Source organism: Janthinobacterium agaricidamnosum, from assembly GCF_003667705.1.
Classification (GTDB): domain Bacteria; phylum Pseudomonadota; class Gammaproteobacteria; order Burkholderiales; family Burkholderiaceae_D; genus Janthinobacterium.
In genome coordinates, this window is the sequence record NZ_CP033019.1 from 3,411,320 (window position 1) to 3,424,372 (window position 13,053).

The following is a 13,053-nucleotide window of genomic DNA, read 5'->3' on the forward strand; positions in this document are numbered from 1 at the left end:
TCGGCATCCGACTCACCGAACATTGATATTTCGCATGCAAACCAATCCTGAAAAAGACACCGAACTGCGCCTCAAAGTAAACAGCGAAACGGCCCGCCTGGCCTGGAGCGAACTCGAAAAGCACTTCGCCCAAGGCAATGTCGTCTGGATCGCCAACGAGCTGGACCTGGTCGAAGTGGCCGTGCGCATCTCGCACGACGACAAGGCCACCATCACGCAATGGATGGTCGACGGCAAGGTCGCCAAGGTCTCGGACCAGCAGGCGCTGGACTGGCAGGCGGCCGATGCGGCCCTGTGGGCCGTCGTCGTCAGCCCGTTCATTCTGGTGCAGCAGGAAAAGCCGACGAAACACTAAAGACTGCGTTCGAACAGCAGGCGCAGCGCGGCAAGTTTGACAATGCGCAGCAAGCGCATTGTCAGCGCATTCTCAACTTGCCTCAGTGCCCGCCCCCCAGATACGCCGCGATCACCTTCGGATCGGTTTTCAGGCTCTCCGCCGGCCCGTGCACGGAAATGCTGCCGTTTTCCAGCACGTAGCCGTAATCGGCCACGTTCAGGGCGGCGGCGGCGAATTGCTCGACCAGCAGCATGGTCACGCCTTCGGCCTTCAATCGCGTGATGATGCGGAAGACTTCTTCGACCAGGATCGGCGCCAGGCCCATCGACGGCTCGTCCAGCAGGATCACTTCCGGGTTCAGCATCACGGCGCGGGCCATGGCCAGCATCTGCTGCTCGCCGCCCGACAAGGTGCCGGCCAGCTGGTCACGCCGCTCCTTCAGGCGGGGGAACAGTTCCAGGGCCTTGTCCAAATCTCCCTTGATGTCGCCTTTCGGGCGCGCGCGCGTAAAGCGGGGGAAGGCGCCCAGCAGCAGGTTGTCCGTCACCGACATCGAGGCGAACACGCGCCGCCCTTCCGGCGAATGGGCCAGGCCGGCGCGCGCGATGCGGTGCGAGTCGAGCCCCGTGACATCCTTGCCGCCCAGGGTGACGGTACCGGATTTGGGTTTGAGCATGCCCGAAATGGCGCGCATGGTGGTGGTCTTGCCGGCGCCGTTCGAGCCGATCAGGGTCACCAGCTTGCCCTTCGGGACTTCGAGCGAAATCCCGTGCAGGACTTCGACTTTGCCGTAGGCGGCGTGCAGATTGTTAATGGTCAGCATGGTCTTCCTCTCAGTGCGCCGCAGGGCTCAGGGTGTCGGCGCTGCCGCCCAAATAGGCTTCGATCACTTTCGGATCGCTTTGGACAAGCGCGGGTGCGCCTTCGGCGATCTTCTGGCCGAAGTCCAGCACCGTCACCACGTCCGACAGGGCCATCACCACGTCCATGTGGTGCTCGATCAGGATGATGGTGATGCCATGCTCGCGGATCTTGCGGATGATGGCCATCAGTTCCTTGATGTCGGGCGCCGTCAGGCCCGCCGCCGGCTCGTCGAGCAGCAGCAAACGCGGGTTGAGGCCCAGCGCGCGGCCGATTTCCAGCAAGCGCTGCTTGCCATACGGCAGATTGCGCGCCTCTTCGTTGGCCAGGTCGGCCAGGCCCACGAACTCGAGGATGCTGGCCGCCCGCTCGCGCGCCGCCGTCTCTTCGCGCTTGTAGCGCGGCGTATGCAGCATCACGTCCAGCACATTCGACTTGAACGTATTGTGCAAGCCCACCAGCACGTTCTCGGTGGCCGTCATCTCGCCGAACAGCTGCACGTTCTGGAAGGTGCGCGCCACGCCGCCCAGCGCGATTTCGGACGGCGTACGCCCGGAAATGACGGCGCCCGCAAATTCCACCTTGCCCGCCGTCGGCTTGTAGATCCCCGTCAGCACGTTCATCATCGTGCTCTTGCCCGAGCCGTTCGGCCCGATCAAGCCGTGCACGGAGCCTTGCGTGACGTTCAGGTCCACCTGGTTCAGCGCTTTCAGGCCGCCGAACTGCATCAGCGCCTGCTCCACGCGCAGCAGGGTCGCGCCCTGCTGCCCGCCTTGGGCGTGGTCGAACGGCGCCACGCCGTGCGAAGCGACGGCCTGCACATGGCGCCGGCCCTTGCCGATAAAGCTCATCAAAAAGCCCACGATGCCGTCCTGCAGGTAGTACACGACAAACAGGGTCATCAGGCCGAAGATGGTCAAACGCCAGTCGACCATGTTTTCCAGCTTGTAGGAAAACGCGGCCAGGCCGATGGTGGCCGCCAGGGGCACGAGCACGCCGCGCACGGTGGAGCGTTTTTTCGCCAGCATGAAGGCGGAGCCGATCACGCCCAGCACGGCGGCGGACACGGCAATCTTGCGGAACAATTCGATGTCCGACAAGAGGCTGGGCAGCATGACGACGATCAGGGCACCGATCAGCGCGCCCGAACGCGTCTTGCGTCCGCCCATGATGACGGCCAGCAGGAACAGGATCGTCAGCTCGAAGTTATAGGTATTGGGCGAAATATACTCTTCCGAATACGCATACAGGCTGCCGGCCAGGCCCGCGAAACCGGCGCTGATGACGAAGGCATACACCTTGTAGCGGTAGACGGACACGCCCATGCAGTCCGAGGCGATGGGACTGTCGCGCAGCGCTTCGAACGCGCGGCCCAGGTTCGACTTCAGGATGCGGTGCACCACCACCAGCGAGATCACCAGCAGCGCGGCGACCATGTAGTAGTACTCCACTTCCGTCAGCTTGTGGCCGAACAGGACGGGCTTGTGGATCTTGATGCCCATCGGCCCTTCCGTCAGGAAGCTCATCTCGTTGATCAGGATTTGCACGATGGTGCCGAAGGCCAGGGTCACCATGGCCAGGTAGGGCCCCGTCACGCGCAGGGCCGGCAAGGCCAGGATGGCGCCAAACAGAGCCGCGCCCGCGATACTGGCGGGGATGGCCAGCCAGAACGACACGCCCAGCTTGAACACCAGCACGCCCGTGGCATATGAACCGATGCCGAACAGGCCCGCATGGCCGAGCGACACCTGCCCCGTGTAGCCGACGACGATATCGAGGCCGAACAGCAGAATGGCGTAGATCAGGATAGTCTCGGCCAGGTGAATGTAGTACGGGTTCGGGATAACGATGGGGAACAGCGCGAGCGCGGCCAGGCCCGCCGCGCTCAGCGCCAGCATGGTGATTTTCTTGTTCATGTGGTCCTCAGACTTTCTTGATCGCGGCTTTGCCGAACAGGCCGGACGGCTTGACGGCCAGCACCAGCAGCAAGAGCAGCAGGCCGGGCACTTCCTTGTAGCCGGTAGAAATGTAGTAGCCGGTGGTCGTTTCCGCGATGCCCAGGATCAGGCCGCCGACGATGGCGCCCACGCCCGAGGTCAGCCCGCCGATGATGGCCACGGCAAACGCTTTCAGGCCCAGCGAGGCGCCCATGGTGGCCCCCGTCAATGTCAGCGGCGCCACCAGCACGCCCGCGAAGGCCGCCGTGGCCGACGACAGCGCATAGGAAAAGGTGATGACCATGCCCGTGTTGATGCCCATCAAACCGGCCGCGTCGCGGTCGTTGGCCGTCGCCACGACGGCCTTGCCGTAGATCGATTTGCGGTTGAATACTTCGACGGCCAGCATGATGGCCAGCGCGCCGACGATGACGGCCACCTGCATCTGCTGCACGTTGGCGCCAAACACCTGGAACGGCGCGGCCGACAGGGGCGACGGGAACATCAGGTCATCCTTGCCCCAGATGTTTTCCGCCACGTTCTTGAAAATGATGGCCAGCGCGATGGTCGACATGATCCAGCCGAATTCGGACTTGATCTTGATGGCGGGCCGCACGCCTATCCATTCGACGAACACGCCCTGCAAGGCGCCGAAGACGATGACGATGGGGATCATCAGCAGGTAGCTCATGTAGGGCCCGCCGTGGATGGTGCCCACCAGCGACAGGCCCACGAGCGCGCCCAGCATCAGCGATTCGCCCTGGCCGAAGTTGAGGGTGCCGGACGTGGCAAAGGTCAGCTGGTAGCCGAAGGCGATGACGGCATAGATCATGCCCAGCGCGATGCCGCTGAAGACGAGCTGCAGGAAGATTTCCATGGTGTTCCCCGAAGGATGGGAGATAAAAAAATGGCCAGTCCTGATTCCTCAAGGCTGGCCACTGCGCGGCGAATGTCTGCCAGGCTTATTTCGCGAGGACGACTTTGCCGTCCTTGACTTCGCCGAAGACCGTCAGGTCGGCCGTGATCGCTTCATGGTTGGTCTTGCTGAACGGCTTGTTGTAGGTGGTGACGGCGCCTTCCACCTTCTCATTCAGGTTTTCCAGCGCGGCGCGCACTTTCGGACCATCCGTGCCGCCCGCCTGCTTGAAGGCGGCGGCCAGCAGGTAAATGGAATCGTAGCCTTGCGCGGCCGAGACGGCCGACGGCATGCGTCCGCCCGACGGCTTGTAGGCGGCCACATAGGCGTCGATGAAGGCCTTGCGCTTCGGCGTGCTGGCGTCCTGGATGAAGGTTTGCGGCATGCGCGTGCCGTTGCCGTTCTTGCCCGCGTTGTCGATGAAATTGCCCATGGCCAGGGTCCAGCTGCCGATCAGCGGCACTTTCCAGCCCAGTTTTTCCATGCCGTTGGCGATCTGCGCCAGTTCCGGGCCGATGCCGTAGGTCAGCACGACTTCCGCCCCCGCCTGCTTGGCTTTCAGCAGCTGGGCCGTCATGTCGACGTCCTTGATGTTGTATTTTTCAACGACGACGGGCTTGATGCCCTTCTTGTCGAGCGCCTTTTCCAGGTCTTCACGGCCCAGCTGGCCATAGTTGGTGGAATCGGCCAGGATCGCCACTTTCTTGAACTTGCGGTTCTCGATCGCTTCATGCACGATCATGCCGGACTGGATCGTGTCATTGGCCGCATTGCGGAAGATGTAGTTTTCCGGCTGGTCGGCGAATTGCTTGGTGACGATGGAGCCCGTCGCCACATTGTTCATGACGGGAATTTTCGCTTCCTGGTAGAAGCGCTGCGAAGCGAGGGCCACGCCCGTGTTGATGTAGCCGACCGTGGCGGCGACCTTTTCCTTGTTGATCAGTTCCTGGGCGATCTGCACGCCGCGTTCGTTCTTCGCTTCGTCATCGCGCTCGATCAGCAGCAAGGAACGGCCCAGTACGCCACCCTTGGCATTGATTTCCGCGACAGCCAGCTTGACGCCGTCGCGCATCGACACGCCCATCGGCGCGGAACCGCCCGTAAACGGTCCGGACACGCCGATCTTGATGGGGTCGGCTGCGACTGCCGCCTGCGAGAAACCCAAAACCAAACTTGCCACGAGCAATTTCTGTTTCAAATTCATTGTCATCTCCTCTGCTACAACGTTTTAAATGCCACTTATTTTTATTGTCGTACGCTGGATAACCGCCCCATCGATAAATCATTGTAGGTGAGTAAACATGCACCAGCAACAACTACATATGACGCGTCGCAACATGCAGAAAAGAGCTAATTGCTGGCCCGATGTCAGTCTTTTGTAAGGAAAATATGACGCAAATTGGAACACACTGCACCATTTGGCAACAGCCCTGGCGCCGATACGGGGCCGCCAGGCGACTTCACAGCGAGCTGATCTGGCGCAATACTGCGACTGCCCAGCATGCTAACGTCGGCCATGCCAGCGCGTGCGCGCCGGCCCCGTCAGCCACTGCTACCGCATGGAGGCCATATGCAGCGCCCGTCGAACTCGTCCATTTCCACCCTGCTTCTTTGCGCCAGCGCCAGCCTGCTGCTGGGCGGCTGCGCCGCCAACCTGGCGCCCGTGCGCAGCTTCGCCGAACAGACGCAAAAGGTGTCGCTGCACTTCGAACCCATGCTGGCAGGCGGCGTCCGCAGCTGCATGGACAAGGCCATGCGCAAGCGTCTGATCCTGGCCGAGCGTTTCGATGCGCAAGCGAGCGAACAGGCGGCGCGCGCCGATTGCGCCGCGATCGCGCAAGCCAGCGCGTCGATCGCCAGCCTGAACGACGTCCTGCTGCGCTATGCCCAGACCATGGCGGCGCTGGCCGATGACAAGCTGCCCGTCTACAAGGAAGAGTTTTCCGGCCTCGGCGATGCGCTGGGCAGCCTCGCGCAGCCGGGCGCCGGCGCGCCCCTGCTCGATGCGGACAAGCTGGCCAAGGTCGTCAAACTGAGCGAGCATCTGAGCCGGCTGGCCACGCAGCGCCGGCAGAAATCGGCCTTGCGCGAATTGCTCGACGAGCAGGAAGCCGTCGATATCGTCAGCAATGCGCTCAAGGAGTATGCGCAACGCAGTTACCGGGCCGGCTTGCAGGATGAATTGCGCGACCTGGATCTGCTGCGCGGCGCCGTCGATAACGCCGCGCCGCGCGAACCGCTGGCCGCCAACTACATCCGCACGCGCTTGCACCTGGAAGGCCGGCAGTTGCAGGAAAGGGAAAAGATCGTCGCCGCGTATGTCGCCGCCGTCGACGCGCTGCAAGCGAGCGTGGCCTCGCTGCGGGCCAATCTCGACCGCCTGCAGGCGCCGGAACTGGAGCGGCAGCTGGCGCAATTTTCACGCGACGTCGACACGCTGCAGCGGCAAGCGGCGTTCTATGCCCCCGCCCGCTGGTAAGCGGCGCGCACACAGGAGTATCCCATGGCCCCACTGACCGAACTGAGCGAACTGACGAAAGACCAAAGCTACGCCATCGCCGACAACCTGGCGCAGGCGTCGAGCCTGGTGCTGGAATTGCGCATCCGCGAACGCGAGGCGCTGGCGCCGGACGAGCGCGCGCTGCTGGAACAATATGAAAATCACCTGGACCAGATGGTCGCGCTGTTCCGTGCGTATGGCATTTACCTGACGGCCGAAGGCGCCGAGCAGGCGCGCGTCGACATCGAGGGCGCCATCGCCAAGGGCAAGTCGCAGCTCAAGCGCATCGCCGACATCAAGGCGGCCATCGGCACGGCGGCACGGCTGGTCGACCTGGGCGCCGCCATTTTGTCGCGCGACCCGTTCGCCATCGGCGAGGCGGCGGCCAGCTTGCGGGCCAAGCCTAAAAAAGACGCTCAGGCTTGACCCGGCCGCCAGGCAAGCGGCTTACTCGATGCTGAGCACGCCCTGGTCCGAGCTCAGATACGTTCCTGCGCCATCGGCCGCTTCGGCCAGGCTCCAGGCGTAGCCGCCGGCCGCCGGTGCCGACGTCAACGCGTAGTGCGCGCCCGGTTTCAGTCCTGTCGCCAGGATGGCGCCGCCGGCATGGGTAGAGACCCAGTCCATGCGGGCGGCGGGCGCCACGTCGCGGTTGAACAGCACATGCAGCTGACTGCCCAGCAACAGCGCCTCGGTGTTGGCCGCGGCAGCCAGGCGTAAGGCGCTCGGCGCAGCGGCCGGTCCCGTGCCGCCGTCATTGTCGGCAACGGCCAGCACATGCAGGAAGTACTCGGGCGCGTTCAGGGCGGGCGCCGCGGGCGCCGCCACTTCCAGGCGCCAGACGCCGACATCGCTGGTCGACGATTGCTGCTTGCTGACCAGCGGCGTCTGATTGCGCCACAGGTAACTGCCATCGGCCTGGCGCCGGCGCACAGTGAAGCGGCAATCGGCGCCGTTGCCGGCAACAGCACCAGTTTCGAGATCGGTCTGCGCGCAGCCATTGCCCCCCTCCTGCGCACCGCCCACCTTGCGCACGCTGGCATTGAGCGGCAGGATCGTCTGCGCCGTCAGCATACCGCCGCCATTGCGAATGGTGGCGATGCGCTCCTGGCCGGCCTTGTAGCCCAGCTGGTACTGGCCATTGCCCAGCGCCGTCACGCCCGACGCGCCCGATACGGGATCATTTGCCGTGTGCAGCAGGAAGGTGGCCGGCAAGGCCTGCTTGCTGCGCACGCTATCGAAGACGACAGTGACCGGCTTGCCCCAGAACGATGGCGAGCGCAGGAACAGCACATTGCGCACGAAACCGTTGGCCATATCGAGCTTGCTGGACGCATAGGCCTTGCTTGCATTGCCGCTGGTGTAGGTGTACTGCGGCGTATTTTCGTAGCGGACGATGCCGTCGAGCGCATTCGGTCCCGCAGGGCTGATTTCCTCGATCGTCGGATAGCCCTGTCTCGGCGCATAGAACCATTGGCCGCCGTCATTGCTGAATTCCCTGTCTCCGCGCGTGAACCGCTCGTTCTTGTCAAATATCAGCAGCGTATTGTGGGCAATGCTGCGCGTGTAGTAATTCCACCAGTGGCTGCTGCCATATTCTTCATACAAGCCCGTGTCGAGCAGCAGCGGAGCCTTGTAATTGAGCGAAAAACTGTTCTGGTCGAAGTGCTGGTGATTTTCCGCGATAAAGGACGTCGATTTGAATTCCAGTAACGTGGCATTCGCATAGTCCCAGCTATCACGCATCAGCACCTGGCCCGACGTCCTGAAATGGCGCGACAGTTCCAGCGATTCCAGCGGCGCCGCCGGCAGTTGAACGGGCCACAACAGCCGTTCCAGTATCAAGGCATCGTGCGCGCTGCGCGACGCCACGACATGCTCGCGATAAAACTTCCCTGCCACGCCATCGGCCGTATCCGTCACCGCGCCCAGCGCCAGCTGCCCGATCAATGTGCTGCCGAGCGGCGTTGTGAAATTGTCGCCGCTGGCGGGAAAGCTGCCGTCATGGCGCAAGCCGTAGATATACGGATAAATCAGCCTGGCTTGCCAGTCGGCCTGCAACAGGGGCGCCGTGCCCGTACTTTCCAGCGCGCTGCGCCACAGGAGCAGGCGCTCGGGAATGCTCGATACACCATAGGCAAAGCCCATATGGTGGCCGCCGTCGACCGAAATCAGGGCGCGTGCCGCAAGAAAGCCCTTTTCGTAGTGCGCATACGACGTTTCAATCATCGGCAACACTTCCGGATGCTCGTCGACGATGGCCAGCAAGCCGACGGTGACATTATTGACGGCGCTGAACGGGTGGCCGCTGATATAGAAACCGGCGATGGACGGCTTCGATTCGCTGCGGTCCCACTGTTCATACACGGGCTTCTTCTTGCAATCAAAACTGGTGCTGGTGATATATAACTGCTGATAGCCGCACATCGAGACAAACAGATTCTCGTGCCCCTGGCCCGTATCGGCGGCGATCGTTTCCTTGATTCGCTGCGCCGTCAGGTCGCGGTAGGTGCCGAAGCCCACGGCGTCGGGCACGGCGCGCGCGCCCGTTTCGGCAAACAGCCAGTCGTACAGGATGCCCATGGCGCCGACGCGCCCGCCCGACGACCACTCGCCGCCGGCCACGGGGGGCGTCACCAGCAGCTTGTCGAGGTAATTCAGGGCGCCATTCAGATATTTCGCATTGCCCGTCAGGCGGTAGGCCATGGCCAGCATCTGCGCAGTTTCATAAATCGTGCCGCGGCTGCCGGTGGCCACGTTGCACAGCTCCGGCACGCCGCTGGCAGGGGGAATCAGCGGGCAGGCTTGAAGCGTGCTCACCCGTACGTCGACACGCTCCATGAAGCCGTACCAGGCCTTGTTGAGCAAAGCATCCATCGCCGGTGCTTGCCACAATTCATGGCCAGCGCCATCGAGCAAACGGAAATTGCGCATGGTTTCGTTGCGCCGCATGCCTATCCTGCTGATCTGCCCATCCGCCTTCCATTCCATCGGTAGCGTGGCGCTGGTGCCGTCGACCGTTCTCCAGCCCGTGGGCACGGCAACGCCATTGACTCTCAAGTCAACTTTATGGGTCTGGCTGTTCCATGACAACTGGATGTTCGACCAGACATCGGGTTTCAAATCGATCCTGGCGACAGACAGATACTGGTCCAGTCCATTGACCTGGAAACCGACCTGGAAACCGAGGCTTTCCCCCGCCGCGCCGGCAGGGCTATCGTAGGAATCGACGTGGCGGATAAAAAAGCCGTTGCGGCTCGGACTGAATTCGCCAAAAATCGGCTGGTTGACGCTATCGAGCGGATCCTTGCGCCCGGCGAACAGCTCCAGGCTGATGCTGCCGCCTGCGGCTGGGAATGCGGCCGGCAGATTTGGCAATTGCGGTTTCAGCGCATCGAAACTGGCTTGATTCAGGAATAGCCGCGGATGGCCTTGCTTGATCGGCGCTGGCAATTGCGCCATCGCGGTAGAGGCAAGCAGGCAAAACATGCCGAGCATGGCATGCGCCATTTTCCTCGGCAAGAACGGTATACCGCTTCGGCGATGGTGAAACATTGTTTTTTGTTGGCGAATCATTTGACTTTGCACACGGGCTCCCGGAATCATCCAGTTAATAAAAAAACCATATGCCGAATACTGCCATACAATTTTTTAAAAAAGCCAATAGTGACTATCAAATAACAAATTATTGAAAGAAAATATAAGCAGTCAGAATGATCACGAAGAATTAATCTTTCCGATCAAAAACAAACAATTCCTTCAACACATTCCAATTGCAACAGGCCTGCCCCAGGCAGCCGGCCATGCCCTCAAGGCTCAGGCGGACGGTGCCCCATAGCATGCGTGGCCATCTTCAGATACAGGAACGATTGCTCCTCACTGTGCGCGTAGCCCATCTGTCCTTCGGCCAGGGCGACGGATTTCTGCTGCAGCGCTTCCGGGTATTCGAGGTCGCAGGCAGCGTCGAGCCAGTAGCGCGCCCTGGCTTCGTCGGTATCGAGCAGCAGGTTCGCCACGATGAACATGGCGGGCGCCACGCCCCGCTGCGCGGCAAGTTCCAGCCAGCGCAGCGCGGCGCCGCCGTCCTGCGGTCCGCCCATGCCGTTCTTGAGCATCAAACCCAGGTAATACGCGGCGGGACCGCTGCCCTGCCCCGCCTCGCGTTCAAACAGGATGCGCGCCTGCGGCTGGGCCGCGACTCCCGCGCGCATCAGGGTCTTGGCCTGGGCCGTCAGGTCCGGCCCTGCCGATGCCAGCGGCGATGCGGCCAGGGCGATGGCACACAACCATGCCTTCATTTCGACAAGTCGAGCTGGTACAGCGCAAAGCCCTTGCCTGCGCCATCGTCAGCTTTCAGCTGCGTGACGTTGTCGATGCCGGCCGCTTTCGCCAGGTCGATCACGCCCGGCGCCGAATGGAACACCACCGGGCCTTTGGTGGCAGCTTTGGCGAAGCGCCAGCTGCGCGCCGAACCGTTTTTCGCGCGCGTCAGGTTTTTCTGCTGCGTCACATACGCGATCAAGAGTTCGCGGTTGTTGTCGGGCGAGGCCACCACCGTCTTGCTGCCGTCGAGGCCAGGGAAATTGCCGCCGCCGCTGGCGCGGTAGTTATTCGTCGCGATGAGGAACTCCTGGCTGGAATCCACGGGCTTGCCCTTGTACGTCAGCGCCTGGATGCGCCGGCCCGGCGGCTGCGTGACGTCGATCTGGTAGCGCACGTCGGCGCTGGTGATGGCGTCAAAGTTGTAGCTTGGATGGGCCGTGTTGACCAGTTCCTGCGCTTCCAGCTTGTGCGGATCGATGGTATTGAAGCGCCGCGCCGACTGTTCCAGCCAGGCCTTCAGCTCCGCGCCATTCATCTTCACGCCGTACAGCGCGTTCGGATACAAATACAGGTCGGCCGCATTGTTCAGCGCCACATTGCCCGCCTTCACGTCCGTGTAGTCGGACACGCCGGCCGAGCCGCTCTTGAACGGCGACGACATCGACAGCACGGGCAAGTGCGCGTACTGCGGCAGGTTCGCCTTCACATACGCGGCCAGATAGCTCGATTGCGCCTGGTTCACGACCTCGATGGCGCTGACGTCGCCCACGTCGGCGAAATACGTCGACATGCGGAAATCCGTGGCGCCGACCGGTGTCTGTACGTAGGCGATCGTGGCCGCGTGCTCCTCGGCCACCAGTGTGGCGATGGCTGCATCGGGCTGCACGTAACTCTTGTCCGCGTTCTGGATGCCGCGCGCTTCCACCGTCGTGGCGCTCTTGTCGACCACCCACTGCTTGCCGTCGTGACGCAGGCGCAAGCCGATCACGCCCAGGTGCTTGCCCCACAAATTGGCCATCACGGTGGGCACGCCGTTGACCAATCCTTTGACCTTGTCGACGCCGGGCAAATTAAACTGCGGCACCGTGCTGGCCGCGTTCGGAAACAGCTGGTGCGAGTGGCCGATCAGCATGGCGTCCACGCCCGGCACTTGCGACAGATAGTAATTACCGTTTTCCATGGTGGCCGAATACGGGCTGTCATCGAGACCGCCGTGCGAAATGGCCACCACCAGTTCGGCGCCTTTCGCGCGCATCTCGGGAATGAATTTTTCCGCCGTCTCGCGCACGCCCTGCGTATAGACGCGCCCTTCCAGCCAACGCTTGTCCCAGGCCATGATGGTGGGCGGCGCGAAGCTGATGATGCCCACCTTCACGCTGCTGGTCACCGGTTTTCCATCGGGACCGGTGGCCGTGATCTGCTTGTCGATGATGTGATACGGTGCAAACAGGGGCTTGCCCGTCCTGGTGCTGTAGACGTTGGCCAGCACTTGCGGGAACGCGGGACCGGCGCAGCGCGGCTTGCCGGCATCGACGCTGTCGACGTCGAAGCGGTTGCCCGTCACCTGGCTCAAAAATGCGAGGCCGTAGTTGAATTCATGGTTGCCGATGCCGCCGCCGTCCACTTTCAGCAAATTCATCGCCTTGTAGATGGCCAGGGTCTGGTCGCAGGCGAGCGGTTTTACCAGTGCCTGGTAGTCGGCCAGCGCCGTGCCCTGGATGGTGTCGCCGTTGTCGAGCAGCAAATTGTTCGGGAATTGGGCACGCGCCTGGGCGATCAGGGCCGCCGTGCGTTCCAGGCCGATCGACGGTTCCGCCTGCAGCTTGTAGTAGTCATAACTGAGCACATTCGCGTGCAAGTCCGTCGTCTCCAGCAGGGCCAGGGTGGCGCTGCTGCCGGCCGGCGCGGCCGAAGGCGCCCGCGCGGGTCCCATGGCGGCGGGCGGCAAGGCGCCGCAGCCGGCCAGCAGCAACGGTAACAAGGCGAGACGGGGCAGTTGACGCAGGGGGTGGCGCATGAGATGTTCCTGTGGAAAGACAATATCGCCAGCATCATACGCAGCACGATAGCCATCATCAAGGCAAAAATATTGTCGCAAATACAGCAAAATACGCATTTTATTGCCCCGCGCGGCCGCAATTGCGCTGCGGCGGCAGCGGAAACGCGCCGCGCTCGCGTA

10 protein-coding genes are annotated in these 13,053 nt (G+C 62.5%); 3 read left to right on the top strand and 7 right to left on the bottom strand.

The genetic code is table 11. The annotated features are described in order from the left end of the window. Window positions 1–34 precede the first annotated feature (34 nt). Window positions 35–355 (top strand): DUF2288 domain-containing protein, encoded by a 321-nt coding sequence (locus D9M09_RS15420; protein WP_121669796.1) that lies wholly within the window; start codon window positions 35–37, stop codon window positions 353–355. Window positions 356–437: 82 nt separating this feature from the next. Here D9M09_RS15420 and D9M09_RS15425 read toward each other — a convergent pair whose 3' ends face one another. The 4 genes from D9M09_RS15425 to D9M09_RS15440 all read right to left on the bottom strand — a co-directional run bounded on the left by D9M09_RS15425 (window position 438) and on the right by D9M09_RS15440 (window position 5,255). Further along, window positions 438–1,160, bottom strand: coding sequence for an ABC transporter ATP-binding protein (locus D9M09_RS15425; RefSeq protein ID WP_099410178.1), 723 nt, complete (start codon window positions 1,158–1,160; stop codon window positions 438–440). A gap of 10 nt (window positions 1,161–1,170) precedes the next feature. Further along, entirely contained in the window at window positions 1,171–3,114 is a 1,944-nt protein-coding gene (locus tag D9M09_RS15430) for a branched-chain amino acid ABC transporter ATP-binding protein/permease (protein WP_121669797.1), read from the bottom strand. A gap of 7 nt (window positions 3,115–3,121) precedes the next feature. Further along, window positions 3,122–4,012, bottom strand: a complete 891-nt coding sequence (locus tag D9M09_RS15435) for a branched-chain amino acid ABC transporter permease (protein WP_010398938.1) — start codon at window positions 4,010–4,012, stop codon at window positions 3,122–3,124. A gap of 85 nt (window positions 4,013–4,097) precedes the next feature. After that, a complete protein-coding gene (locus D9M09_RS15440; RefSeq protein WP_070219975.1) occupies window positions 4,098–5,255 on the bottom strand; it encodes an ABC transporter substrate-binding protein in 1,158 nt (385 codons plus the stop codon). A gap of 366 nt (window positions 5,256–5,621) precedes the next feature. Here D9M09_RS15440 and D9M09_RS15445 point away from each other — a divergent pair, with 366 nt between their 5' ends. Together D9M09_RS15445 and D9M09_RS15450 are read left to right on the top strand one after the other, a co-directional pair. Next, entirely contained in the window at window positions 5,622–6,530 is a 909-nt protein-coding gene (locus tag D9M09_RS15445) for a hypothetical protein (protein WP_121669798.1), read from the top strand. Between the two features lie 24 nt (window positions 6,531–6,554). After that, window positions 6,555–6,977: a hypothetical protein gene (locus D9M09_RS15450; RefSeq protein WP_121669799.1), complete on the top strand. Its 423-nt coding sequence runs from the start codon at window positions 6,555–6,557 to the stop codon at window positions 6,975–6,977. A gap of 21 nt (window positions 6,978–6,998) precedes the next feature. Here the strand turns inward: D9M09_RS15450 and D9M09_RS15455 are convergent, their stop codons facing one another. The 3 genes from D9M09_RS15455 to D9M09_RS15465 all read right to left on the bottom strand — a co-directional run bounded on the left by D9M09_RS15455 (window position 6,999) and on the right by D9M09_RS15465 (window position 12,891). Then, window positions 6,999–10,049: a heparinase II/III domain-containing protein gene (locus tag D9M09_RS15455; RefSeq protein ID WP_162995711.1), complete on the bottom strand. Its 3,051-nt coding sequence runs from the start codon at window positions 10,047–10,049 to the stop codon at window positions 6,999–7,001. Window positions 10,050–10,360: 311 nt separating this feature from the next. Further along, window positions 10,361–10,849, bottom strand: coding sequence for a tetratricopeptide repeat protein (locus D9M09_RS15460; protein ID WP_121669801.1), 489 nt, complete (start codon window positions 10,847–10,849; stop codon window positions 10,361–10,363). Beyond that, a complete protein-coding gene (locus tag D9M09_RS15465) occupies window positions 10,846–12,891 on the bottom strand; it encodes a bifunctional 2',3'-cyclic-nucleotide 2'-phosphodiesterase/3'-nucleotidase (RefSeq protein ID WP_121669802.1) in 2,046 nt (681 codons plus the stop codon). Before D9M09_RS15465 ends, D9M09_RS15460 begins: the two co-directional genes overlap by 4 nt. Window positions 12,892–13,053: the final 162 nt, after the last annotated feature.

Bases quoted from the DNA above. Each gene is read 5' to 3' on its own strand.
- D9M09_RS15420 (WP_121669796.1), top strand. From the start codon at position 35: ATGCAAACCAATCCTGAAAAAGACACCGAACTGCGCCTCAAAGTAAAC.
- D9M09_RS15425 (WP_099410178.1), bottom strand. From the start codon at position 1,160: ATGCTGACCATTAACAATCTGCACGCCGCCTACGGCAAAGTCGAAGTC.
- D9M09_RS15430 (WP_121669797.1), bottom strand. From the start codon at position 3,114: ATGAACAAGAAAATCACCATGCTGGCGCTGAGCGCGGCGGGCCTGGCC.
- D9M09_RS15435 (WP_010398938.1), bottom strand. From the start codon at position 4,012: ATGGAAATCTTCCTGCAGCTCGTCTTCAGCGGCATCGCGCTGGGCATG.
- D9M09_RS15440 (WP_070219975.1), bottom strand. From the start codon at position 5,255: ATGAATTTGAAACAGAAATTGCTCGTGGCAAGTTTGGTTTTGGGTTTC.
- D9M09_RS15445 (WP_121669798.1), top strand. From the start codon at position 5,622: ATGCAGCGCCCGTCGAACTCGTCCATTTCCACCCTGCTTCTTTGCGCC.
- D9M09_RS15450 (WP_121669799.1), top strand. From the start codon at position 6,555: ATGGCCCCACTGACCGAACTGAGCGAACTGACGAAAGACCAAAGCTAC.
- D9M09_RS15455 (WP_162995711.1), bottom strand. From the start codon at position 10,049: ATGCTCGGCATGTTTTGCCTGCTTGCCTCTACCGCGATGGCGCAATTG.
- D9M09_RS15460 (WP_121669801.1), bottom strand. From the start codon at position 10,849: ATGAAGGCATGGTTGTGTGCCATCGCCCTGGCCGCATCGCCGCTGGCA.
- D9M09_RS15465 (WP_121669802.1), bottom strand. From the start codon at position 12,891: ATGCGCCACCCCCTGCGTCAACTGCCCCGTCTCGCCTTGTTACCGTTG.